Source organism: Streptomyces monticola, assembly GCF_042665355.1.
GTDB lineage: Bacteria > Actinomycetota > Actinomycetes > Streptomycetales > Streptomycetaceae > Streptomyces > Streptomyces monticola.
Genome location: NZ_JBHTCF010000018.1, coordinates 29069 through 53127, shown reverse-complemented (window position 1 = coordinate 53127; position 24059 = coordinate 29069). Strand labels below are relative to the sequence as shown.

Annotated in this window: 22 protein-coding genes; 12 read left to right on the top strand and 10 right to left on the bottom strand. The window is 70.9% G+C overall.

Going from position 1 to position 24059, the window contains the following annotated elements:
- Window positions 1–97: 97 nt before the first annotated feature.
- Both ACFQVC_RS32315 and ACFQVC_RS32310 read right to left on the bottom strand, forming a co-directional pair.
- The gene (locus tag ACFQVC_RS32315) at window positions 98–1420 is read right to left on the bottom strand and encodes a glucarate dehydratase family protein (RefSeq protein ID WP_381837564.1); all 1323 of its coding nucleotides are present in this window, start codon (window positions 1418–1420) and stop codon (window positions 98–100) included.
- Between the two features lie 32 nt (window positions 1421–1452).
- Window positions 1453–2394, bottom strand: a complete 942-nt coding sequence (locus tag ACFQVC_RS32310; RefSeq protein WP_381837562.1) for a 5-dehydro-4-deoxyglucarate dehydratase — start codon at window positions 2392–2394, stop codon at window positions 1453–1455.
- Window positions 2395–2544: 150 nt separating this feature from the next.
- Here ACFQVC_RS32310 and ACFQVC_RS32305 point away from each other — a divergent pair, with 150 nt between their 5' ends.
- The gene (locus ACFQVC_RS32305; protein ID WP_381837298.1) at window positions 2545–3363 is read left to right on the top strand and encodes an IclR family transcriptional regulator; all 819 of its coding nucleotides are present in this window, start codon (window positions 2545–2547) and stop codon (window positions 3361–3363) included.
- A 172-nt stretch (window positions 3364–3535) separates the two neighbouring features.
- Here ACFQVC_RS32305 and ACFQVC_RS32300 read toward each other — a convergent pair whose 3' ends face one another.
- Window positions 3536–5803: an MMPL family transporter gene (locus ACFQVC_RS32300; protein WP_381837296.1), complete on the bottom strand. Its 2268-nt coding sequence runs from the start codon at window positions 5801–5803 to the stop codon at window positions 3536–3538.
- 176 nt (window positions 5804–5979) lie between these two features.
- Here ACFQVC_RS32300 and ACFQVC_RS32295 point away from each other — a divergent pair, with 176 nt between their 5' ends.
- The 3 genes from ACFQVC_RS32295 (at window position 5980) to kstD (ending at window position 9989) form a co-directional block, all read left to right on the top strand.
- Complete coding sequence (locus tag ACFQVC_RS32295; protein WP_381837294.1) at window positions 5980–7152, top strand: sensor histidine kinase; 1173 nt, start codon at window positions 5980–5982, stop codon at window positions 7150–7152.
- Window positions 7127–7789, top strand: coding sequence for a response regulator transcription factor (locus ACFQVC_RS32290; RefSeq protein WP_352378081.1), 663 nt, complete (start codon window positions 7127–7129; stop codon window positions 7787–7789). Before ACFQVC_RS32295 ends, ACFQVC_RS32290 begins: the two co-directional genes overlap by 26 nt.
- 430 nt (window positions 7790–8219) lie before the next feature.
- Window positions 8220–9989, top strand: coding sequence for a 3-oxosteroid 1-dehydrogenase (gene kstD, locus ACFQVC_RS32285; RefSeq protein ID WP_381837291.1), 1770 nt, complete (start codon window positions 8220–8222; stop codon window positions 9987–9989).
- A gap of 81 nt (window positions 9990–10070) precedes the next feature.
- On the opposite strand, the gene ACFQVC_RS32280 is transcribed toward kstD, so the two are convergent.
- Genes ACFQVC_RS32280 through ACFQVC_RS32270 form a run of 3 tightly spaced genes read right to left on the bottom strand, consistent with a single transcriptional unit; the run spans window position 10071 to window position 13767 of the window.
- Window positions 10071–10454: a hypothetical protein gene (locus tag ACFQVC_RS32280; protein ID WP_381837289.1), complete on the bottom strand. Its 384-nt coding sequence runs from the start codon at window positions 10452–10454 to the stop codon at window positions 10071–10073.
- Window positions 10451–11569 carry an SDR family oxidoreductase gene (locus tag ACFQVC_RS32275; RefSeq protein WP_381837288.1) on the bottom strand — a complete coding sequence of 373 codons (1119 nt, stop codon included), beginning with the start codon at window positions 11567–11569 and terminating at the stop codon, window positions 10451–10453. The genes ACFQVC_RS32280 and ACFQVC_RS32275 overlap by 4 nt, the downstream gene beginning before the upstream one ends.
- Window positions 11566–13767, bottom strand: a complete 2202-nt coding sequence (locus tag ACFQVC_RS32270) for an MMPL family transporter (protein ID WP_381837286.1) — start codon at window positions 13765–13767, stop codon at window positions 11566–11568. Before ACFQVC_RS32270 ends, ACFQVC_RS32275 begins: the two co-directional genes overlap by 4 nt.
- A gap of 830 nt (window positions 13768–14597) precedes the next feature.
- Between ACFQVC_RS32270 and ACFQVC_RS32265 the strand changes: the two genes are divergently transcribed.
- The 3 genes from ACFQVC_RS32265 (at window position 14598) to ACFQVC_RS32255 (ending at window position 17177) form a co-directional block, all read left to right on the top strand.
- On the top strand, window positions 14598–15605 hold the full coding sequence (locus tag ACFQVC_RS32265) for a beta-ketoacyl-ACP synthase 3 (RefSeq protein ID WP_381837284.1): 1008 nt from the start codon (window positions 14598–14600) through the stop codon (window positions 15603–15605).
- Window positions 15606–15747: 142 nt separating this feature from the next.
- Entirely contained in the window at window positions 15748–15942 is a 195-nt protein-coding gene (locus ACFQVC_RS32260) for a hypothetical protein (protein ID WP_381837282.1), read from the top strand.
- Window positions 15939–17177 carry a beta-ketoacyl-[acyl-carrier-protein] synthase family protein gene (locus tag ACFQVC_RS32255; RefSeq protein ID WP_381837280.1) on the top strand — a complete coding sequence of 413 codons (1239 nt, stop codon included), beginning with the start codon at window positions 15939–15941 and terminating at the stop codon, window positions 17175–17177. The genes ACFQVC_RS32260 and ACFQVC_RS32255 overlap by 4 nt, the downstream gene beginning before the upstream one ends.
- Window positions 17178–17218: 41 nt before the next feature.
- Here the strand turns inward: ACFQVC_RS32255 and ACFQVC_RS32250 are convergent, their stop codons facing one another.
- The gene (locus tag ACFQVC_RS32250; protein ID WP_381837278.1) at window positions 17219–17770 is read right to left on the bottom strand and encodes a YciI family protein; all 552 of its coding nucleotides are present in this window, start codon (window positions 17768–17770) and stop codon (window positions 17219–17221) included.
- Between the two features lie 221 nt (window positions 17771–17991).
- The gene (locus ACFQVC_RS32245) at window positions 17992–18342 is read right to left on the bottom strand and encodes a hypothetical protein (protein ID WP_381837276.1); all 351 of its coding nucleotides are present in this window, start codon (window positions 18340–18342) and stop codon (window positions 17992–17994) included.
- Between the two features lie 608 nt (window positions 18343–18950).
- Here ACFQVC_RS32245 and ACFQVC_RS32240 point away from each other — a divergent pair.
- The 5 genes from ACFQVC_RS32240 (at window position 18951) to ACFQVC_RS32220 (ending at window position 22126) form a co-directional block, all read left to right on the top strand.
- Complete coding sequence (locus tag ACFQVC_RS32240; RefSeq protein ID WP_381837274.1) at window positions 18951–19796, top strand: class I SAM-dependent methyltransferase; 846 nt, start codon at window positions 18951–18953, stop codon at window positions 19794–19796.
- Between the two features lie 106 nt (window positions 19797–19902).
- On the top strand, window positions 19903–20670 hold the full coding sequence (locus tag ACFQVC_RS32235; protein WP_381837272.1) for a methyltransferase domain-containing protein: 768 nt from the start codon (window positions 19903–19905) through the stop codon (window positions 20668–20670).
- A 38-nt stretch (window positions 20671–20708) separates the two neighbouring features.
- Entirely contained in the window at window positions 20709–21542 is an 834-nt protein-coding gene (locus ACFQVC_RS32230; protein ID WP_381837270.1) for a hypothetical protein, read from the top strand.
- A 118-nt stretch (window positions 21543–21660) separates the two neighbouring features.
- Window positions 21661–21855, top strand: coding sequence for a hypothetical protein (locus tag ACFQVC_RS32225; protein WP_381837268.1), 195 nt, complete (start codon window positions 21661–21663; stop codon window positions 21853–21855).
- Between the two features lie 4 nt (window positions 21856–21859).
- On the top strand, window positions 21860–22126 hold the full coding sequence (locus tag ACFQVC_RS32220; protein ID WP_381837266.1) for a MoaD/ThiS family protein: 267 nt from the start codon (window positions 21860–21862) through the stop codon (window positions 22124–22126).
- Between the two features lie 153 nt (window positions 22127–22279).
- Here the strand turns inward: ACFQVC_RS32220 and ACFQVC_RS32215 are convergent, their stop codons facing one another.
- Together ACFQVC_RS32215 and ACFQVC_RS32210 are read right to left on the bottom strand one after the other, a co-directional pair.
- Window positions 22280–23398 carry a peptidoglycan recognition protein family protein gene (locus ACFQVC_RS32215; protein ID WP_381837264.1) on the bottom strand — a complete coding sequence of 373 codons (1119 nt, stop codon included), beginning with the start codon at window positions 23396–23398 and terminating at the stop codon, window positions 22280–22282.
- Between the two features lie 271 nt (window positions 23399–23669).
- Window positions 23670–23990 carry an ANTAR domain-containing protein gene (locus tag ACFQVC_RS32210; protein WP_381837262.1) on the bottom strand — a complete coding sequence of 107 codons (321 nt, stop codon included), beginning with the start codon at window positions 23988–23990 and terminating at the stop codon, window positions 23670–23672.
- Between the last annotated feature and the right edge of the window lie 69 nt (window positions 23991–24059).

Below are 24059 nucleotides of genomic sequence, written 5' to 3'. Positions count from 1 at the left end.
TGAGAGCAGGGCAGGGCACGGGGGCGGAGTGGGCTGGAGTGGGCGGGAGTTGAGGGCCGGGTGGTGCGGGCACCCGGCCCTGGCGGCGCGGCAGGTGTCACCAGCGGGGGAAGGCCGGGGTCTCCCAGTCCGGGTCGGCGACGCGCATCGCCGCCGCGTCGTCGCGCTCACGCATCTGGCCGTCGTCGTCCAGCCAGCGCTGGTGCAGGGCGTCGAGCTTGTCGCGGTCGAGGGTGACGCCGAGGCCCGGAGCGTCGGAGACGGTGACCGCGCCGTCCCTGAAGGCGACCCGTTCGCTCAGCACGTCCTCGGACTGCCAGGGGTAGTGGGAGTCGCAGGCGTGGTGGAGGTTCGGGACCGTGGCGGCCACGTGGGTCATCGCTGCGAGCGAGATTCCCAGGTGGGTGTTGGAGTGCATGGACACTCCGACGCCGAAGGCGCGGCAGATGGCGGCCAGGTCACGGGTGTTGCGCAGGCCGCCCCAGTAGTGGTGGTCGGACAGGACGACCTGGACCGCGTCGCGCGTGAACGCCTCCTTGATCTCGTCGAAGGTCGTCACGCACATGTTGGTGGCGAGTGGTGTGTCGGTGCGGGCGGAGACGGCGGCCATGGCGGCGGTGCCGAGGGTGGGGTCCTCCATGTACTCAAGGACGTCCTTCAGCGCCTCGATGACCTGGAGCGATGTGTCGACGGACCAGGCTCCGTTGGGGTCGAGCCGCAGGGGGCTGCCGGGGAACGCCTCGGCGAGCGCGCGTATCGCGGCGATCTCCTGTCCGGGCTCGAAGACACCGCCCTTGAGCTTGAAGGAGCGGAAGCCGTAGCGTCGGCGGAACGTGCGGGCCTGCTCGACGATGCCGGACGGGTCGAGTGCCTCGCCCCAGTCGTCCTGCTCGGAGTCGATGCCCTTGGGGTGCTCGCCCCACTTGTAGAAGAGGTAGCCGCTGTACTCGACGGTGTCGCGCACCTTGCCGCCGAGCAGCGCGTGCACCGGCAGGCCCTGCGCCTTGCCGAGAGCGTCCAGACAGGCCACTTCGAAGCCGGAGACGACGGACAGCCGCAGTTTGTCGGCGGTCTGGACGCCGCGCAGGCCGCCCACGTCCACCTGGTCGTCCACCCGCTCCTTCGCCACCGCGACCTCGTCCGCGACCGTGAACAGCCCGTTGAGGTCGGCGACGGACCGGCCGATCAGCTTCTGGGCGTAAGGACGGGCCAGCTCAAGGTACTTGGTGTCGCCGTAGGTCTCCCCGAGGCCGGTGATCCCGTCCGTGGTGGTGATCTCGATGATCAGGCGCGGGGTGTACGGCTGGTGCACACCCTGGGCGTTCAGCAGGGGCGGGTCGGCGACGAGAATGGGCGTCAGGCGGACGTCGGTGATCGTCAGGTCGGCGCCGGTCGCCGGGGCAGTCACGGGGACGGACATGAAGTCGGACTTGGAGTCAGTCATGGAGTCGGTCATCGGGTGGCTCCTACGAGGTTCAGTCCGGCGGTGAGCAGCGCTTCGAGGTCCGCGAGGTCGACGGGGGCCGGGTCGGTCAGGGGCGCGCGGACCGGTCCGACCGGGCGGCCGCGCAGCCGGGCTGCCGCCTTGACCAGGGACACGGCATATCCGGGCTGTCGGTCGCGCAGCTCCACGAAGGGGATGTAGAACTCGGCGAGCAGCTGGTCGACGCGCTGGGCGTCGCCTGCCGTCACGGCCTGGAAGACGGCGGTGGCGATCTCCGGGGCGAAGGCGTGCACGGCTGAGGAGTAGGCCGGGACGCCGACCGTCGCATACGCGCGGGCCTGCAGCTCGGCGGTGGGTGCGCCGTTGAAGAACAGGAATCCCTCGGGGGCGGCGAGGGTGGCGCGCTGAAGCCGGTCCAGGTCGCTGTGGCCGTCCTTGAGGCCGATGACACCGGGAATGCCGGCGATCCGGCGGACGGTCGCCGCGTCGTAGCTCACCTGATCGCGCTGGTAGGCGATGAGGGGCAGCCGGGTGCCGTCGGCGATCCGGCGGAGCTGCTCGAACAGGCCCGCTTGGGATGCCTTGTTGAGGTAGTGCGGCAGGACGAGGAGTGCGTCGGCTCCGGCTTCTTCGGCGATACGGGCGAAGCGCAGCGCCTGGGCGTAGCCGTAGCCGGTGCCGGCGACGACCGGGACGCGGCCCGCTGTCACCTCCACGGCGGCGGTGACGACACGGCCGTACTCCTCCTCGTCGAGAGCCCCGAACTCCCCTGTTCCGCAGGCCGGGAAGACGGCCCCGGGGCAGGTCGCCAGTTGCCCCGCCAGATAGTCACGGAAGCCGTCGAGGTCGAGCGAGCCGTCGGTGCGGAAGCTGGTGAGGGGGAAGGACAGCACGCCGCGGGCCATGCCGTCGCGCAGCCGCTGTGCGGTGTCGACGGTGGAGGTCTGCATCACGAGGCTGTCTCCGTATGTAGATGATGTTCGCGCATGAGAATGGAGAGTAGGTTCGGGCACGGGCCTCGTCAATGGCTCGCGGCCGCCGGTTCCCGGGAGTTGGGGAGGTACGGACGCGCAGGTCGGGAGGGTACGTACGATCGACCCATGTCCGAATCGGTTGTGCCCACCCGGCCCCATGAGTCCGGCGTGCGCGAGGTGAAGTCGGCTGCCCGCACGGTCGAACTGCTCGAACTGCTCGCCGCCCGCGGCGACCGGCCCGCCCGCTTGCAGGAGCTCGCCGACGAGTTGGGCGTGCCGCGCAGCTCCATGTACGCGCTGCTGCAGACGTTGATCGCCCGCGGCTGGGTGCGCACCGACGCCACCGGCTCGCTGTACGGGATCGGCCTGCGCACCCTGCTCACCGGCACCAGCTATCTGGACACCGACCCGGTGGTCCGTGTCGTACGCCCCTATCTGGACGACGCCTCGGAACAGCTCGGCGAGACCATCCACCTGGGCCGTCTCGACGGCATGGACATCGCTTACCTCGCGACCCGCGAGTCCCACGAATATCTGCGCACGATCAGCCGCGTGGGCCGCAGGCTGCCCGCCCATGTGGGTGCGCTCGGCAAGGCCCTGCTGGCCGAGCGGCCGGACGCCGAACTGCCGGACGGGCCGTACGAGGCGCTGACCCCGCGCACCCTCACCACGCGCACCGCGCTCACCGCCGACCTGGAGCGGGCGCGGGCGCGTGGCTACTCGATCGACCGCGAGGAGGGCGTCACCGGGATCGTCGGCTTCGGCTTCGCGCTGCGGGCCGTGGGCGGGACACCGGCGCGGGATGCCATCAGCTGCTCGGTTCCGGTGGCCCGGCTCACCGCGGAGCGCGAGGAGCAGATCGTGGCCGTGATGGGAAAGGCGCGCGCCCGGGTCGAGGCGGAACTGGCGCACAGCGGTGGTGTCGGGGGCGTCGACTGGCGGTAGCGGCCGGGCGGGACGTGGCGTGTGACGTCGACTGGCACTGAGCAGGCACGTCGCGGCCGGGCGTGGCACGGTCCGGTCCGGTCCGGTGGACGGTCTTGCGTGACGCGGGTGCAACTGACCGATCCGGATGGGGAGTTCATCGAGCCGTACCTGCCGATCGGCAGGAGTTGAGTCAACGGTCAACCAGCCGTGGACGCGGGGCCTCACCCGTGGATTCCGCGTCGGTGTCGTCGGTGCCGGCCGGCCCGCGGGGAAGCATCGAGTCAAGCCACTTCGGCAGCCACCAGTTGGTCCGGCCGAGGAGTGCCATGGTCGCCGGTACCAGCACCATGCGTACGACCGTGGCGTCGATGAAGATCGCGGCGGCCAGGCCGAGCCCGAACATTTTGGTGGAGGGGTCATCGGCGACGGCGAAGGACAGGAAGACCGCCACCATGATGAGGGCGGCCGAGGTGATGATCCGGGCGGTGCGCGAGACGCCCTCGACGATCGCCGTGCCGTTGTCGCCGGTGCGCAGGTACTCCTCGCGTACGCGGGAGAGGAGGAACACCTCGTAGTCCATCGACAGGCCGAACAGGATGGCGAAGAGGAACATCGGGATGAACGACACGATCGGAACCGTCGCTTCCAGCCCGATGAGTGCGCCTCCCCAGCCCCACTGGAAGACCGCGACCATGATGCCGTAGGCCGCGCCGATGCTCAGCAGATTCAGCAGTACCGCCTTGAGCGGTACGAGTATCGAGCGGAAGACCAGCATCAGCAGCAGGAACGACATCGCCAGCACGGCGGCGACGAACACCGGCAGGCGTTGGCTGGTGCGTTGGCCCACATCGGACAGGCTTGCGACGGCGCCGCCGACGTGGGCCTTGGCCGGGCCGTGCCCGATCGCGGTGGGCAGCACGTCGGTGCGCAGCCGGGCGATGGTGTCGGCCGTGGCCTTGTCCTGAGGGCTGGTGGTCGGGAACACCACGAGGGTCGCGATGCCGGTGGCCCGATCGATGTGCGTCGGCGCGACGGACGCGATGCCCGGATCCGCCGCGACCGCCCCGACGAGTCGGTCAAGGACTCCCGGATCGCCGGTGGGGTCCGCGGCGATGACGAGGGGACCGTTGGTCCCCGGGCCGAACCCCTCGGCGACGAGGTCGTAGGCCCGGCGCTCGGTACGGCTGTGGGGCAGTGAGCCGTCGTCGGGCAGGCCGACGCGCAGGCCGAGCACGGGCAGCGTCGCGGTCAGCAGCAGCCCTGCCGCGCCGACCGCGTACGGCATCGGGTGCCGGCTGACGTGCCCGATCCAGCGACGCCACCCGGCGGCGTGGGCGGCGCCTGCCGCCGGGTCCCGCCGCCGTGCGAGTCGGACCGGCTTCCTGGTCTGCAGAGCCCGGCCGATCCGGCCGGCCCGGGCCAGGCGTGGGCCGGCGGCGCCGAGGAAGGCCGGCAGCAGCGTCACCGACGCGACCACCATGATCAGGACGACGATCGAGACGGCGAGCCCGCCCACCGTCATGAACGGTACGTCCGCGACGGCCAGACCGAGGATCGATACGACGACGGTGCCGCCGGCGAAGACCACGGGCCGCCCCGCCGTGGCCACCGCTCGTCCGGCCGCCGCCTGCGGATCGAGCCCGCGCGCGAGGTACTCCCGGTGCCTGGCGAGCACGAACAGCGCGTAGTCGATGCCCACTCCGAGCCCGACCATGCTGCCCAGGACAGGGGCGAAGGTCGGGACGTCCGTCACCCCCGCCAGTACCGTCATCGTGGCGACCCCGACGGTCAGCCCGAAGACTGCCATGCCGATCGGCAGCGCGGCGGCGACGAGCGAACCGAACGCCAGGAACAGGATCGTGGCCGCGGCGAGGAGGCCGATCAGCTCGCTTGCGCCGCCGTCGGGGTCGGAGAAGGCGTAGAAGAGGTTCCCGCCCATCTCGATGCGCAGGGGCAGTTCGGCGCGCAGCCGGTCGCCGAGACCGACGAGGGCGTCGAGGTCTTCGGCCGACAGCCGGCTCTGGTCGGGGTACTGCACCCGGACGACCGCGATCCGCCCGTCGGCCGAGACAAGGCCGCCGCGCACGGTGGTATCCCCGCCCGCGTCGAGTGCCCCCGCCGGGTCGCTCGTGCCGAGCACGTGCGGCAGCCGCTTCACCTCGGTCTGCAGCCGCGTGAGAGCGGTGCGCGCACCGTCGTCGAAGAACGTCGCACCGTCGTCGAGGGGGGTGACGACCACTTGGGCGGTCATCCCCTCCTGGCCGGTGCCTGCCCGCTCGATCAGTTCCGCGGCCCGTTGGGAGTCCAGTCCCGGAGCGGTCATCGAGTCCGCGGTCCGCCCGCCGATGGCGATCGCGGCGAGGACGGCGAGCGTGGCGGCGATCAGCCATGCCGCGATCACCCGCCAGGGATGGCGGGCGGCGCTTGTGCCCAGGCGTAACAGGGCTTTCGAGAGCATCGGGTCCTCCAACCACCTCGTCGGCCGCCCTTGTACGGCCGCCGATGCGTAAGGCTCGTCGCCGCGGCGCTCCGCGGCATCGGCCCGCGGGCCGCGGGTCCGTCGGCCCCAAGGTGGAGTGACGGCCCGTCCTTTCGGACGATGCGCGGCACGGCGCGGTCCCTAGGCTGAGAACCGTGCTGCGAGACGACCTGCGCACCCTGTGGACCGAACCCCGGCCGCCCGACGCGCCCTCCCGGGTGTGGCGGGACTGGGCGCTGCTCGCCGCGGGCCTTGCCGGTGTGGTGCTGGAGGCCGCCCTGCGCGAGAACGTCGTGTGGCGGCCGGTGGCGGTGGTGTTCGGCGTATGGCTGTGCCTGCTGCCCCTGTGGCGCCGGACCCGCCCGCTGGCGATGGTGACGCTGGCGTTCGGCTCGGTGATCCTGCTTCAGGTGCCCGCGCTCGTCGCCGCTCCGCGCGAGCCCGTCGGCCTGTACACCGGCGCGGTCGTGCTCGTGCTGGTGTACGCGCTGCCCCGGTGGGGATCGGGACGCGAGATCGTGCTGGGCGGCTCGGTGATCCTCGCGGCCGGCGTGCTGTGTGTCGTCATGGACGACACGCCGGTCGTCGAAAAGGCCGTGGGCCTCGTCTTCCTGCTGCTGCCCGGCGTGGTCGGGGCTGCCGTGCGGTTCCGGGTGACCGCTCGCGAGCGGCAGTTGGAGCAGGTGCGCTCCCGCGAACGCGAGCAGCTCGCCCGGGAACTGCACGACACGGTGGCCCACCATGTGTCGGCCATGGTGATCATCGCCCAGGCGGGCCGGGTGCTCGCGGGCGCCGACCCGTCCGCCGCCGTCGAGGCGCTGGAGGGGGTCGAGGAGGAAGGGGCGCGCACGCTGGAGGAGATGCGCGCCATGGTCGCCGCGCTGCGCGACCGCGGGGTCGGCGCCGAGCTGGCGCCCCCTGCCGGAGTCGCGGATCTGGAGCGCCTGGTGCGCACCCCGCGTGGTCGCCTCAGGGTCGACCTGGGGCTCGACGGCGAACTGGACGCGCTGCCCCCGGCCGTGGACGCGGCCGTCTACCGGATCGTGCAGGAGTCGGTGACCAACGCGCTGCGCCATGCGGTCGACGCGACCGAACTCGTCGTGCGGGTCACCGCGCAACGGCACTCGGTCCGGGTGAGCGTGCGCGACAACGGCCGGCGCACCGGCCGGGGTCGCGACGGATACGGACTTACCGGACTGCGCGAGCGCGCGACTCTGCTCGGCGGCACACTGCGAGCCGGCCCGGGTATCGACCGGGGCTGGCACGTCGAAGCCGAACTGCCGGGACCGAGGAGCGAGAGCGGTGTCCATTCGCGTCCTCGTCGCTGACGACCAGACAATCATCCGCACCGGGTTGCGCATCATGCTGAACGCCCAACCCGGCATCGAGGTGGTCGGCGAGGCCGCCGACGGGCAGGAAGCGGTACGTCTGGCCCGCGAACTACGCCCTGACGTCTGCCTGTTCGACATCCGCATGCCCGTGATCGACGGGCTCGAGGCCACCCGGCTGGTCGCAGGACCGGGCGTCGCCGACCCGCTGGCCGTGGTCGTCATCACCACATTCGACCTCGACGAGTACGTCTACGGCTCACTGCGTGCCGGCGCCCGCGGATTCCTCCTCAAGGACACAGGACCAGACCTTCTGGCCCAGGCCGTACGGTCGGCGTCCGATGGTGAGGCGCTCATCGCGCCCAGCGTCACCGTCCGTCTGCTCCAGGCATTCGCGGACCTGCCCGCCGGCCGGCCCGTGGCCCAGCCGGTCTCCCCCGTCACCGCCCGCGAGGAGCAGGTGCTCCTCGCCGTCGCTCGCGGGCTGACCAACACCGAGATCGCCGATGCACTGCACATCAGCCTCAGCACGGTGAAGACGCATCTGGCCAGTCTGATGGCCAAACTCGGCGCCCGAAACCGGGTCGAGATCGCGATGTGGGCCTACGAAACGCGCCGTATCCTCCCCGGAACCTGAGCCGAGTGCCGGGCCATGTCCCATGAGTCCCCGCCGGACATCAGTGCACCGGTCGGCTCACGTCGGCTCCACGTGCCTCACCCGTCCCAGAGCGTGACGTAGCAGAAGGCCCTCACCCATGCGAGACCACCCCGCTGTCACCAACGCCCCGGGACAACACACCTAGTGCGACGTCAAGTCGCAGAGCCGGACGGGCGATTCACCGTCTTCAGCGGTGGCGGATGCCAGAAGCGGCTGCCCTCTCCGGGTAGGGGCAAGGGGCGCTGCCCGAGAAAGTAACGCCCCATACGCCGCGGCGTGTATTGACTTCACAAGACCCTCGCGCAAACCTCACCGGACACTTGCTCATGTCCCGTGTGTCCCGGGCCGGTTGGCCGGCACGCGCACCGCTCGTTTCCCGAACTGCCGTGTCCCGCAGGAGCGATAAGCCATGCCCGAAAACACCTCAGCCGAGCCTGCCAGACCTTCCCGCCGCAGCGTCCTGGGCGCTTCGGCGGCCGTCTCCGTGGCCGTCGCCGCCGGACTGCCCGGAGTCGCGCATGCCGTGGCCCCGCCGGTGGCCGGGGAGTTCGACGTCGTCGTGGTCGGTGCCGGCGCGGCCGGCATGACGGCCGCGATGACCGCGGCCGCGCGCGGTCTGAGCAGTGTGGTCATCGAGAAGGCCGGTACGTATGGCGGGTCCGCGGCCCGTTCGGGTGCCGGGATCTGGATCCCGAACAACTCGGTGATCCGTGCCGCGGGCGTACCGGACACGCCGCAGAAAGCCGCCGACTATCTCGCGGCGGTCGTCGGCGGCGAGGTGCCGCTCGCGAGGCAGCGGGCGTTCCTCGACAACGGGCCCGCGATGCTCGACTTCGTGATCGCTCACAGCCCGCTCCGCTTCCGGTACATGGACGGCTACAGCGACTACTACCCGCACCTGCCGGGCGGGCTTCCGGGCGGCCGGTCGATCGAGCCCGATCTGCTCGACGGCCGGATCCTCGGCGCCGAACTGGACCGGCTGAACGCCGCGTACATGCCGGTCCCCGACGGCATGGTCGTCTTCAGCGCCGACTACAAGTGGCTCACCCTGTCCCTGGTGAACGCCAAGGGTTTCGCCGTGGCCAACGAGTGCCTGGTCCGCGCGGCCGACGCCGCTGTGCGCGGTGTGAAGCCGCTGACGATGGGCCAGGCGCTGGCGGGCGGGCTGCGAGCGGGGCTGCTGCGGGCGGACGTGCCGGTGTGGCACCACTGCCCGCTGGCCGACCTGCACATCGAAAACGGTGCCGTGCGAGGGGTACTGGTGACCAAGGACGGCGCTGCGGCCCTGGTCCGGGCCCGACGTGGCGTGATCATCGGCTCCGGCGGCTTCGAGCACAACGCGGCCATGCGCGCCCAGTACCAACAGCAGCCCATCGGCACCGCCTGGACGGTCGGCGCCAAGGAGAACACCGGCGACGGCATCCGCGCCGGAGCACGGGCGGGCGCCGCTCTCGGGCTGATGGACGACGCGTGGTGGGGGCCTGCGATCCCGCTGCCCGGAGAGCCGTACTTCTGTCTGGCCGAACGCACCCTGCCCGGCGGCCTGATGATCAATCAGGCCGGTGCGCGTTTCGTCAACGAGGCCGCGCCCTACAGCGACGTCGTCCACGTCATGTACGAGAGGAACGCGACCGCACCCGACATCCCGGCCTGGCTGATCGTCGACCAGAACTACCGCAACCGCTACCTGTTCAAGGACATCTCCCCCACCTTCGTCTTCCCCAACTCCTGGTACGAGTCGGGCGCGGTGCACAAGGCCTGGAGCCTGGACCAGCTGGCGCGTGCCATCGGCGTGCCGGGAGCGGCGCTCAAGTCCACGGTGAACCGCTTCAACTCCCTTGCCCGGGACGGCAAAGACCCCGACTTCCACCGCGGTGACAGCGCCTACGACCACTACTACACCGACCCCGGAGTCACCCCGAACTCCTGCCTCGCCCCGCTCCGGCTGGCCCCCTACTACGCCTTCAAGATCGTGCCCGGCGACCTGGGAACCAAGGGCGGTCTGCTCACCGATGCCCGTGCCCGCGTACTGCACCGGTACGGCTCGGTCATCCCGGGCCTGTATGCGGCGGGCAACTCTAGCTCCGCCGTCATGGGCCGCAGCTACGCAGGAGCCGGCTCGACGATCGGCCCGGCCATGACTTTCGGCTACATAGCCGCCAACGACCTCGCGGGGTGACATGCACGGGCCGGCTGGCATGCCGACGCACGGCCGGTGATCCGGAAGAAGCGCCCGAGCGAAGGCTGCGGCGGCTTGCGCTCACGCGAACAGCAGGAGAGGCAACAGGCCGTCATCCGCGTACAGTTCGGGTGCGGTGCGCAGGGCCAGGGCGTATTCGCCGGGCCGGTAGCCGTACAGCGCTGTCAGTTCCCAGGGCCAGTGCGGCAGATCGTCGTACGTGAGGCGATCGAGGGCGGCGTCGAGGTTCTCGTCGACGTAGACATGCCTGATCTGGTCGATCAAGCGCGGCTGCGCGGGACCGGGGAGCGGGCCCGCTGCGGTGTAGAGGTGGTCCGGGCAGCGGCGGGCCAGGGCACAGAGGTCTCCGAGTCCCGGGGGCCCGCCCTGTCGCTCGGCGAGCAGCCGCAGGCAGGAGGGGCGGTCGTGTGCGGTGTGCAGGGCGGTCGGGGCGCGGCGCCTCACCGGGCCGCACCTCCCGCTACGGGCTGCTTGTTCCTTCGCAGGCTGGTGAACGTATCCGTGAGATAGGCCGGGTCGAGGGGAGAGGGGCGCAGGAGTTCCGCGCCGACGGCCTCGTCGAAGGAGCTGCGGTCGTAGCGGCGGTGCAGGTCGAAGTAGGCCGAGTAGCCCTCGAGTCCGGCGTGCACCTGGGTCTCGAGGGCGGTCTTCGCGGGCAGCGTGGAGACGGGGTGCAGGCGCAGCCGTGGCGTGGCAGCGGAGAGGGCGTCGAGGATGTCGGTGACGAGGGTGTCGGCGGGGTGCACGACGTGGTGCACTTGGAGCCTCTCGCCGGGTTCGCGCAGGGCGAGGCGCACCATGGCGTCCACCGCGAACTCCACCGGCACCAGGTTCAGTACCGCGCCGGGCCGGCACGCCACTCGTACATGCCGCACGCTGGCGGTGCGGCGCAGATCGGGCAGCCGGTCGAGGAGCGCGGCCTTGGCTTCGATGACGGCGTGCGGATGGCGGGGGGCGGCGGCCGGTGTGGGCCGGTCGCCGACGACGATGCTGGGGCGCAGCACGGTCACCGGCACGTCGTGGGTCAACGCCCAGGCGCGTACGAGGCGTTCGGCGTCGAATTTGGTGCGCTCGTAGGCGTTGAGGAAGCCCCAGCTGCTGTCGAGGTCGCGTTCGTGGACGGTGCCGTGCAGCCGTCCCCCGGCGACGAAGGCGGTGCCGGTGTGTACGACATGGCGGCAGTGCCGGGAGGCTCCGGCGAGGTCGAGGAGGCTGCGGGTTCCCTCCACGTTGGTGCGCTGCAGCATGTCGGGGGCGCCGGTGAGGGTGGTGCAGCCGGCCAGGTGCCAAAGGGTGTCCATACGGTCGGCGAGACGCTTGAACTGCTTGCCGTCGAGGCCGAGGCGGGGTTGGTCGAGGTCGGCGCGGATCGTGGTGCAGTGGGCGAGCGGCTGGGCGGGCAGGGGCTCTCCGGTGGCCCGCAGGGCCTGCAGCAGCCGTGTGTGGGCGCGGTGTTCGGGGCCGCGGACGAGGGCGATGACCTCGTGTCCGGCGGCGAGCAGACGGGCGAGCGCATGGGAGCCGAGGTATCCGGTCGCTCCGGTGAGCACTACGGTCATGAGTAATCACGCTCCTGTTGGCGGGGGTTGGGCTCGGGAGGGCGGGGCTGCGGCGGCATCGACGGGTCCGAGTCCGAGTCCGGACCCAAGTCCGAGTCCGAGTCCGGACCCGGATCCTGGGTCCCTGCGGGGGTTTCGCGCAGGCCGAAGCGGCGGTGGAGGCGGCGCAGCGGGCCGGGTGCCCACCAGTTGGCGCGGCCCGCGAGCACCATCACGGCGGGTACGAGCAGTCCGCGGACGATGGTGGCGTCCAGGGCGATCGCCAGGGCCAGGCCGATGCCGAACAGCTTGACCAGGGAGACCTGGGAGGTGGCGAAGGCGACGAAGACGACGATGAGGATGGCGGCGGCGGAGGTGATGAGGCGTCCGCATACTTGCAGTCCGTCGGCGACGGCGGCCGTGTTGTCGCGGTGGCGCAGGTACTGTTCGCGCACTCGTGACAGCAGGAACACCTCGTAGTCCATGGACAGGCCGAACCCGATGCAGAACACGAGCACCGGGATGGCGGTGTCGAGGTATCCGGTGACGGTGAAGTCGCCGACGAGCCCGCGCAGATGGCCGTCCTGGAAGATGTGCACCATGGCGCCGAAGCTGGCGGTCAGGCTGAGCAGGTTGACGGCGAGGCCCTTCAGGGGCAGCAGGAGCGAGCCGGTGAACAGGAAGAGCACGACCAGCGTGGCCGCGGCGATCACGGCGAGCGCCCATGGGGCGCGGGCGGCGAGGTCGTCGCGGGTGTCGACCAGTTGGGCCGCCGGGCCGCCGACGAGGCGTTCGCCGGGCGCGGGCACCGCGCGCACCTGCCGTACGAGGTCGGAGCCCGCCCCTGAGTAGGGTTCGACGGCTGACCGCACGGCCAGCCAGGCACCGCCGTCGGCTCTGTGCACGTCGACGGCTCGTACGTGAGGCAGGGCCTCGATCCGGTCGGCGTAGGTGCTCAACGACCCCGAGGTGGCGTCCGGTTGCAGCCGGGGCAGGACGGCGACCACCGGAGCCTGAGGGGCGAACTGCGTACGCAGCTGGTCGGCGGCCCGGTGCGCGGCGGCACTGGGGGGCAGCACCCGGTCGTCGAGCAGGCCGAACTGTGCGCGGGCGAACGGTGCGGCGAGCAGCAGGAGGAGCGCGGTGACCGCGACGGCGATGCCGGCGGGCCTGCGGGCGACGGCCCGTGCGAGCCGCGGCCAGAACGCCGTCTGTTTCGCGGACGACGGGGCTCGCTTCCCGGACGAGGGGGCTCGCTTGCGCCGCTGCGGTATCCGGACCGGCCATGCCTCCACTCGCTCGCCGAGTACGGCGAGCATCGCGGGCAGGACGAGGGTCGCGCCTGCCGCCGAGACGACGGTGACGCAGATCCCGGCGTAGGCGAAGGAGCGCAGGAAGTACTGCGGGAACAGCAGCAGCGCGGACAGTGACACGGACAGCGCGACGGCCGAGTACAGGACGGTGCGGCCCGCCGTTGCGGTGGCGGTCCGGAGGGCGGCGGCCCGGTCCAGGCCCGTGCGCACCTCTTCGCGGTAGCGGCTGAGGACAAAGAGGCTGTAGTCGACGGAGAGGGCGAGGGTCAGGGCGGTCGCCATGTTCACGGCGTAGACCGAGACGGGGGTGAGCAGGGACAGCACGCGCAGGCCGGCGAAGGTCGCGAGGACCGAGAGCGCCGCGAGTGCGAGCGGCAGCAGCCCGGCGACGACCGTGCGCAGGACGGCGAGCAGGACGAGCAGCATCGGCAGGGCGGCGAGCAGTTCGGCACGCAGCAGGTCGTCCTCACTGTGCCGGTCGATCTCGACGCCGATCTGGGCAGGTCCGGTGGCGGTGACGGTCAACGCGCCCTGTGGGCCGTCGAGTCGGGGCACGATACGGGCGGCCGCGTGCCGCCAGTCGCTCTCTTCGCCGGTGAGTTTGGCGACGACGAGGGCGGCGCGGCCGTCGCGCGAGCGCAGGGTCGGTTCGCCGGGTGTGGGAGCGCGGCCCCAGTAGGAGCGGACGGAGACCACTTCGGGGGCGGCGGCGAGCCGGGCGGTGAGGCGCTGCCCGGCGGCGCGGACCGCCGGGGTGTCGACCGCGTGGCCCGGGGCTCCGCCGGGGGTGTTCCGCGCCCGGGCGAGCAGGACGAGGTTGGGGACACCGGCGCCGAAGCGCGCCGTCAGTTCCGCGTCGGCGTGGGCCGCCTCGACGCCCGGCGCGCTCGTGCCGCCGTGGCGCATGTCCCGCTCCACCTGATGGGCGAGGGGAAAGCAGATTGCGGCGCACAGTGCCGCGAGGGAGAGAACCAGTCGCGGTGTGCGCGAAATTCCGCGCACGGGGGGTCGAGCACCTTTGCCGGGGCGCCGGCACCGAACCATCCCCGAAACCATTCCCGAAGAGAACATTCACACGTCACCCATCATTTGGAAATGTCAGCGCGCAGCAGCGCGGCAGGATTCGACCCGACTAATCGGAGAGTGACTTCAACGACACACTGCGCAACCACATGCAGTCAATACCCTTTTGACCAGCCAACTCTTACGAGTGATAGCGCATCCGTTATTCCATGTTTTGCCGGACATAAACATCTCTGAGGGTCGCATGCACGCACCGTATTCCTCTTGCCCGGCAGCCCTTTTCACCCCGGCGCCACCGGCGCAAGCGGTGGCGCACTCAGCGCACGCAACCCAGTACACCGAAAGGACGGCACTCCGAGGAATCTTTTCCGGGTTCCGGGACATTCAGTAAGGTCAGACGTTGAACGCGGAATGACCCGTGACGCCGTTTCGAAAGGAAGAGAGGCCATGACCGAAATTCAGCCGCCCGGGATCTCACTCAAAGAGAGCCCGGCCACGGAAATCCTCAAAGAAGCCGCTGAAATCCTTGAAGGACTCGAATCCGCCCTGGAGAGACTTTTCGCATGCCACCCGGGCATCCCACGCGACTGGCTCCCGGCGCCGTGCGAGCCGTGGCGCTCGGCGTCCGGCCGCGCAAGCTCCTACCCGCACATCCCCTGGCGCCCCGAACAGTCCCGCTCGCCACACGCCCTCGACCGTGCGGAGGTGACCTCGTGCTGAACCCCGCCGAGGACAGCCCGCTGCCCGCCCGGCTCGTCTCGGTCGGCGCCTACCGTCCGCGTACCTGCCTCGACAACGACGAACTCGCCCGCGCACACGCCCTGGACACCTCCGACGCCTGGATCCGGCAACGCACCGGTATCGCCACACGGCATATCGCAAGCCCCGGCGAGTCCCTCGAATTCATGGGCGCCAGGGCAGCCGAACGCGCCCTCGCCAGAGCCGGGTTCACCGACCAGGGAGCACAGGCCGCCGACTGTATCCTCGCCGCGTCCATGAGCCATCTGGACAGCAGCCAGTCCCTGGCCCGCGGCATCAGCAAGGAACTGGGCGGCCGGCACGCCACGTTCGACGTGTCCGCCGCCTGCGCCGGATTCTGCGTGGGACTGGAGCTGGCCCGCTGCCTGATCGCCACCCGCACCTTCCGCCGCATCCTCGTCGTCGGCGCGGAGCGCATGTCGGACATCGTCGACCCACACGACCGCACAACCAGCGTCATCTTCGCCGACGGCGCGGGAGCGGGCCTGGTCTGCGCAGCGCCGGAACCCGAGATCGGCCCCGCCGCCTGGGGCACCGAAGGCGCCGCCGGCCGCCTACTGCACCGCTCCCCGCTGGCCCCGATCGCCGCCGCCCCCGAAGGGCCGCCCGCCTACCTGACGATGCGCGGGCCAGAGCTGTACCGCTGGGTCATGGGGACAGTGCCGCGCGCGGCGCGCGAAGCCCTGGACAAGGCGGGCGTGCACACGGACGACCTCTCGGCAGTCGTCCTGCACCAGGCCAACGACCGCATGACCACCGCCCTGGTGGCAGCCCTCGGCCTGCCGCCGCACGTGGTCGTCTCCCATGACGTGGTCTCGTCCGGCAACACCTCCGCGGCCTCCGTCCCCCTGGCCGTCGACGCGCTGCTCGCCGACCACCCTGATCTTTCAGGGAAGTTGGCGCTCCTGACCGGGTTCGGCGCGGGTCTCACCTTCGCGGCCCAGGTCGTACGACTGCCCTGAGGCCTGAACCCTGGCCGCCTGCCACCGACACCTTCGACGCGTGCGCTCCCCACCCCCGGCCCGGCCACCGCGCCGCCCTGGGCACCCAGCAACCAGCGGCCGCCCCCATCACCCCTCACTACTCCCCACAAGGTGAAACGTCATGAGCCCCATCGACGCACTCCCCCACGCCCTGCTGGCCGACCACTCCAAAGCCGAACTCCTGCTCAGCATCAGCGAACACCTCGCCACCCGGCTGCGCACCGTCTCCCCCACACGGGCCGACCACGCGCCGCCCGCGCCCGCCGGTCGCGCCCACTCCCCCGCCCCCGACAGCCCCACGGAGCCGGCCCGATGAACAGCCCCCGTATCGCCGTCACCGGACTCGGCCTGCTCACCAGCGCCGGATACGGCACGAAGGCCTCCTGGGTGGGCATCTGTTCCGGTCGGCCCACCGCCGCCCCGGATCCCGAACTCACGGGCCTGCCCGTGGACTTCAGCTGCCGGGTACCGGACCTGGACGCCGACCGCAGGCTCGGACGGCGGCTCAGCAGGCGGCTCGACCGGTTCGGGGCCATGGCGGTACTCGCCGCCCGCGAGGCCGTCGAGGACGCCGGCTTCGCGGCGCGCGAGGACCGGCCGCGCGACTGGGACCCCGCTCGGGTCGCGGTCGTCCTCGGGGTCGGCAGCAACAGCCTGGCCACCTACCCGACCGAATTCGGCCGTCTCAACGACCAGCGCGCCGACCGGGTCTCGGCCCACGCCCTGCCCCGCAGCATCCCCAATCTGGTGGCGGGCGAGGTCAGCCTGGACCTGGGCGCGACCGGCCCCGGCTTCACCGTGAACACCGCCTGCGCGTCCGGCTCCACGGCCATCGGCCTGGCCCGGCAACTGCTCCTGGCGGGCCTCGCCGACATCGCGGTCTGCGGCGGCAGCGACAGCGTGTGCACCGGCATGCCCGCCGCGTGCTTCGCACAGATGCGGGCGCTGTCCCGGCGCACCGGCCAACCGGCCCGCGCGTCCCGGCCGTTCGACGTCGACCGCGACGGCTTCGTGCTCGGCGAGGGAGCAGGCGTACTGGTCCTGGAACGCGGCGAGCACGCCGCGGCCCGCCGCGCCCGTATCCACGCCCACTTGGACGGCTTCGGCGGCTCCTGCGACGCATACGACGCGGTGGCGCCCCATCCCAAGGGCGAGGGCCTGGCCGCCGCGATCAAAGCGGCACTCGCCGAAGCGGATCTGGCACCCACCGACATCGACCTGATCAGCGCGCACGCGACCGGCACACAGCCCGGCGACCTGGCCGAGGCCCGCGCGCTGCGGAGCCTGTTCCTCGATCCGCCACCGGTCACCGCGCTCAAGGGAACGCTCGGGCACGCCATCGGGGCAGCCGGCGCCATCGCGGCGGTATCCGCGGTGCTCTCCCTGGAGCAGGGCCTCGTACCTCCGACCGCGAACCTCGACCGGCAGGACCCGGCGATCGGTCTCAACGTCGTATCCGGCGTGCCACGGCTGCTGCCGCTGCGCACCACCCTCGTCAATGCGTCCGGCTTCGGCGGCCAGAACGCCGCCCTCGCCTTCAGTGCGGCTTGAGGAGTGTCACTGCGCCGAGGAGATGCGAGCCGCGTCCTCGTTCACGACGGCCGCCCGCCGAACTGCCAGTTGTGCACCTCGATGTCGGCGTAGCGGTCCGGTGTCAGGACGGCACGCGCCGTGGCCGCGTCCTTCGCCAGGACCAGCGCCGCCGTGCCCAGCCAGGTGGCGCTGTCGTCGGAGAGCAGCGGCCCATAGGCGATCAGCCCGTCCCGGTCGGATGGCAACGCGAGATCCGCGGCCTGCCCTGTACCGAGACCGAGCACCAGATACCGGTCGCCTCCGGTCCGGCCACCGGGGAAGTCCCACATGGTGCGCCCCAGCGTGTTCCGCCACCGTCGCAGCAGCACGTCCCGGTAGGCGCCGGCCTGGTAGTTCGGCTCATCGAAGACGAACGCGCGGGCAGCAGCGGGATCGGGCAGGTCGACGATATGGACGCTGCCGGTGAGTGTGTCGCCGTCGTCGGCGAAGGTCGGCCCCCGGGCGATCATCCTGTCCGCATACCGGTCCATATAGGCCCAGTGCCCTTCGCTCAGTTCCTCGCGCAGCGGCAGGGAACCGACCCGGTCACGGTGGTAGCACAGGAACTCCATGGCCACAGTGTCTGTTCGAGGAGGACACCGGGTCGAGCGGCTTTCACAGCGATCAGCGCACGACCGCCTCATCCGAGGCCGACCGGGCCCGAGGCGAACTCCATGGCAACGCGGGGAAGCTCAGGGGCGGTCAGCCGGGCAGGCGCGCGAAGTCCCCGTGCCCGCCCGGCCGCACTCACCCCAGGCGCTGCGCGTTCACGCCTCCTTCAGGGACAGCGGGTTCACGCCTCCTTCAGGTACACCTGAACCTGCGCGGGCACGTAGCCGGGGTAACTCCAGTGGAAGTAGGTCTCCGTGCCCTTGGGACAGGCCTTCGCCTGGTTCCTGATGGGGCCGGATCCGTTGAGAGTCGTGTAGGCGTACGCGCACTGGCCGTCGGCGTCCATGTCACGCACGAAGCCGTCCACGGTGGTGCCCGAACCCGTGTTGCACTCGTTGTAACGGACGTACCCACCGCTCGTGCTGATGTTGTACGCCTGGCAACTCGCCTGTGGCGCCGCGCTCGCCGGCGCCACGGTTGCCAGCCCCAGTCCACCGAGCGTCAGTCCGACCGACGCTACGGCTGTCACCATTCGTGCAGGCATGTTTCCCCCTGTCTGTTCCGTGCCCTGTGCACAGAACTGATGCCACCGAACCTACGAATGGCACGGGCCGTCTGGCGTCAAACTCGGGATGGAGATCTTCGTAAACCACTGCGGTAGTCAGTGGTCGAGATACCGGCGGCGCCCGGTCCGATCTCCAGCGCGTCCGCCCCCTCCGCTTCCCGTTTGCCCCCTTTTTTACCCCCTGCGCCCCAGTGCGCCCCCGCGAACCCCTTGGGCCTGCGCTGTCATGAGCCGGACACTGAGGGGTGAGCGTCGTAGGAACGTCTTGCCGGACTGACCGTCGTAGGAACGCTCTGTCGGGAATGGCCTCTCGGCGATGCGCAGGACCCGTCCCTGTCTTTGCGCAGCTCCCCCCTTCCCCCCCGACTGTGACACGCGATCCCTGTGCATCAGCCGGCTTTCCCGCCCTCGGGGCCGGCAGATACGGGCGCTGTGCGAACCCAGTCCTCCTGATCTGCTGGCCCCCTCTCCTTCTTCTCGTCCTTCCTCTCACGTCATTCCTTCGACCTCACGCACCTCCCTGACCTCACGCATTCCCGAACACAGGAGCAGGACTCGGCCCCCTTGGAGGCGTCGTGCAGGAACAGACGGCGTGGGGGCGGCGGCTGGCCTCCGCGACCACCGAACAGGCCGTCGTGTACCGGGATGTGCTCGTCCCGGCGGTGTTCGGCCCGTGCGCGACCCAGTTGGTCAGCACGGCGGTACAGGGAGACGAACTGCGCGTCCTGGATGCGGGCAGCGGCACGGGCGCCGTGGCACGCGCGGCGGCGATGAGGCTTCGTCCCGGCGCGCACGTGACCGCGGTGGACCTCAACGGCGCCTTCCTGGGGGCAGCCCGCGGCTTACAGGCGAGAGCCGGCGCATCGAACGCCGAAGTGACCTACCAGCAAGGTGATGTGCTGGAACTGCCCTTTGCCGACGGCACCTTCGACCTCCTACTGACCCAGCATGTGTTGCAGTACCTGCCCGAATTGCCGCGCGCCGTGGAAGAGCTGGCCCGGGTGACGAATGCCGACGGCAGGCTCTGGGCCGTGGTGTGGCAGGGGCTGGCGGCGAATCCGATGTTCCGCGCGCTGACGGAACTGGTCCGCCGCCAGTGGAACGAGGAGCTGGCCGAACGGTTCTCGGCGCCGTGGTCCCTCGCCCCCGAGCGTCTGCGGCAGGTGATGGAGGGCGCCGGGCTTGTGGACGTCGAGAGTGTCGGTCTCGACGTCATGGCTCACTTCCGGTCCGTCGAGGAGGTGTTGTGGGTGGTCGCGTTCTCGCCGGTGGGGGCCGCGCTACGGCAATTGGAGCCGAGCGAGGCGGCCGCGTTCACCGCAAGAATGCGGCAGGCGGTCACACCGTGGCATGAGGGGACCGGAGTGCGGGCCCCGATGGCCGCAGGGTGTGTGGGCGGACGCCGTGCGCCCGCCCTCTGAGGCACATGACGGGTCCGGGCATGAACTCTTCGGACACGATGGGCTCGGACATGACGGGCTCGGACATGACGGGTTCGCACACGTCGACCGGTCGCCCTCGCCGACCATGCTGGTCGACTGCCTCGACGCCTTCGCCGCCATGCCGGGCGTCACAGCCGCCAAACGCGCCTCGTTCGCGATGGCGGGAACAGGGCCGGGCTCCTCGACGCTCCAGGACTCCTGCGTGCTCGACGTGGGCTGCGGCACCGGCACGGACCTGGCCCCTTGGGGCCGTGTATCGGGAGCGGAAGTTGTCGGCGCGGACCTCAGCGCCCGCATGCTGTCACAGGCCCGCAGCCGGGCGCCGGGCCACCCTCTGGTCCAAGCTCATTCCCATCAGCTGCCGTTCAAGGACGCGGCGTTCGCGGCGGTGCGCAGCGAACGGCTGCTCCTGCGCGATCCGGACCACGGCAGGTCCGTGGCGGAGATGGCCCGCGTCCTGCGGCCCGGTGGTCAACTGGTGCTGGTCGAGCCGGACTTGGAGGAGGCCGTCGGCACCCTCCGGTCCGCAGCACGAGCGGATACGCGGGCGCTGTTGCCCTGGCTGCGTCTCTGCTTCGCGCAACCCCCCATCGGCGGCGTACTCGACCGGCTCCTGGCCGCCCAGGGCCTCGGACCCTGCCGTATCGAGATCCATCGGGAAGCCTGCGACTTCCCCACCGCCGATGCCGTGCTCCAACTGCACGCCTGCGCCCTGTGGGCACGGTCGTCCGGAGTGGACCCACCGGGCCGCCTACGGCGCCTGCTGCGTGAACTCGACGACCAGGGTGGCGCGTCGGGGCCGGTGCGCACGGTGCCGATCCACGTCGTCGCCGGTACGAAACCCGTCGCCTGAAGGGACCACGGAAGGGATCACGGAAGGGACCACCGGTCATGGCCCGACGCTCCGTCACCGAGTTTCCGTACGACTCAAGTCACTTCACCTCCCTGCAGCTGCATCCGTCGGCTGCGACACGTCTGGCCTTCGCCGGCTGGGCACGCTGGACCGCGGAACACGCGGTGGCCTTCCCCACCATGATTCGCGAGTACGGGGCCGGGTTCGCCGTGATGGGCGTCCGGCTCGACTACCACGAGCCCTTCACGTTCCTGGACGGTGAACGCCTCACGCTGACGACCACCAGCCGGCTCCTCAGACACCGAAGCCTGATGGAGACCGTCACCCGTATCACCGCCCACGGCAGGCATCCTGCCGACACCACCCTCTTGTGCCGGGCGCTCAGCGTCGACGTGGGCCGTGCGATGGCGGCACAGCCCGGCACGATCCCGCCGGAGATCGCCGAGCGGTATCGCCCCGAGGAGCTGTGCGACGACGACACCTTCACCGACCGACTCGGCCCTCTGCTCGGCAGACTGTCCGTCTCGTCGCCCGGCCTGGCCCGCGCCGACTGCACCCGCCTGATCGACCGGCAAGTCTGCGAAGCCGCCGACCAGTGGTGCTTCACCGAGGTGACCGGTCTCCTCGCCACCAGCCGTCAACACCTCATCGACACCCGGGCGGAAGAGCACCCGATCCTGCGCCAAGGGCTGAGCCGCCCCCTCGACCACGTCGAGTTCAGACTCACGCGCCTCCTCTTGCTGCACGACCGCGCCACCATCGAGACCACCTGTCATCAGGACGGCAACCGGCTCGTCTTCGCCCACCGCATCGTCGGCGAGAACGGCTACGTCCACGGGGAAGCGGCCGAGCTGCTGGAGCCGGCGCCATGAGACAGGACCTGATCGTCGAAGTGGCCGCCGACGCCTACGCGGCATCGGATCCGCTCTGGTCCCCGCTTTCCTGGAGCGCCAAACACACCATCGGGGAACAGGCCCTTGCCGTGCGGCCATGGCCCAACGCGTCACCGGAACCGAGGGGTTCCTCGACCGCGGCCCCATCGCCCGCCATGCGCGTGACGTCGCCGGCCTGCTGGCCGGCGGCAACCCCCAGGAAAAGGTGGAGATCGACCTGGGCAACCACCTCATCCGCACTTCCACGCCCCGCACATCCACGCCCCACTCCTCACGGCCGACTGGAGGGTGACACCGTGCAGATCCGAGTCAGCGGGGTCCTCCGCAAGTACGTCGACTACCACCGGCACCTCACCTACGACGCGCCCACCGCCCGCTCCGCGCTGGAGCAACTGTGTGCGGATCACCCGCCGCTCACCACGGTCCTCTTCGAAAGCGGCGGCGGCATCAGCGCCCTGCACCGCATCTTCGTCGACGGCGACCAGCTCGCCCCTGATGCCCTCGACGACCCCCTCACCCCCGACGCCACGGTCGAGATCGTCACCGCTATCGCCGGCGGGTGACGGGGCAACGGGGCAACGGGGCAACGGGGCAACGGGGCAACGGGGCAACGGGGCAACAATGGCGGCTCCGGCAGCAGTCTGCCCCGCGCCACCAGCGAGCCGGTCTGCGTCGACAACGGCAACGATGCTGTCCGGGCGAGTGCGGCCTATCGATCAGGACGGGCCCCCGGGGTCGGGGACCCCGGGTACGCCACCGTCCTTGTCCGGTGCGTTCCAGGCCGCCTTCCAGGTGCGCGGCCCGACCACGCCGTCGACGGGCAGGTGCTTCTCCCGCTGGAAGGCGATGCAGACGCGCCGAGACTGTGCGCCGTAGGAGCCGTCCACGGAGATGTTCCAGCCGCGGTCGCGCATCCGTTGCTGCCAGATCCGGACACTCCAGTGAACGGTCACCGGTGGATAGTGCAGCAGCACGCCCGGGAATTCGGGCGCCTCGTCATCGGGTGATTTCCTGCGGTCGCCGTCGGGGCGCTCCGGTGACTTCCTGCTGTCGTCGGGCGGGGTGACGTCGGTGCCCGGCTCGAGTCGACCGTTCTTGACGTACTCATAAAGGCGGCTGGGGCAGGTGGTCGAGGTGAGCTGCCGATGGCCGACGATCTGGGCGCCGGCCCCACCGATGCTGCGCAGCTGGGCTATCGCCATCGAGATCCCGCTGAGCAGCTCGTCGGTGATCTTGTCGTAGAGCCTGAGTGCGAGCCGCCACTGCCCACCGACCAGCGCGCACACCGCGTAGTAGTTGTCGTTGCCTGCGTCGGTGCCGTTGGCCGCGGTGCGGACGCCGGGACCCCGCCCCTCGAAGACGTAGCCATGCGGGCAGACGAGGTAGGTGTACGCGATGTCGTCCCACCCGTTCCCGTCCATGTGGTCCTTCTGGGTACTGCGCACCGCCTCATGGCACTCGGAGTGCTTGTCGATCAGCAGTGGCTTGCCGCCATGGTGGTGGACTGCCACGCCGCCGCGTCCCGGCCAGATCCTCCGCGACACCTCCTTCGGCGGACGAGCGCCCCATGCCGCGCGCTTGACCAGGTAGGACTGGCGGACAGTGGTCGCGGAGACCGCCTCACCGACCGGCTCCGGCTCCCGCTCCCTTCCGGACTCGGGCGCCCCGGGAACCTCCGCCGTCTCCGGGGCCGTCGCGGACCCCGTCACCGGTTCGGTCGCCGCGTGGCATTCGTGCTCCGCCTCGCCCTCGCCCGGTTGGACTGCCAACGCAACGTTCTCCGCCGGGTCGGCGAGCGGCAGGAAGCCGTCCACGTCCGCCTGGAACTCGGTCATCTGCATCCCCCGTGTCGTCAAGCCTCATTGACCAGCCCCGGTAGCCGTCAAGGCGCCGGGGCGTACGTCGGAGTACGTCACTGTAGGAGCCGATCGACCCGGATTACTCGTCGGCTGCAAAGCTCCCCCGAGCCATCCCCATTCGGAACCGACCCATCCCTGCGAACGGCAACGCACAGCACCGACGGCGGGCTCCACATCCCAACAGGCCCATCGGAAGCGGCTGTTGCCGGCCACCGCCACCGGCTTCTGCACCTACGTGCAGCCGGCATCAGCGAAGTGCGGCGAGCACCGACTCGGGGGCCAGGGTGCGGCGCACCAGGGCCTGGGCACTGTCGGCGAGGCAGCAGCCCTTGCTCTCGCTGTAGGCGCGCAGCAATTGCAGCGCTTCGGCGGGGTCCAGCTGTGCGTACTCGGCGAGCATGCCCTTGGCCATCTCCACGGCGGCCTTGGCCGCGAGCGCTGCCTGGACGCGGGTGAGGACATCGGCGGGCCTGGCCGGCTCGGGGCTCCAGTGGAGCAACGCGAGGGCGGCGACATCCGCGAGGGCCTGGGCCACGCGCAGATCGCCCGCGGGCCGTGCGCCGGGCACGGCGAACAGGAGATTGACGGCACCGACGGTCTCCGGTTGACCCGCAGCGGCAGAGCGTGGGCGGCCCGG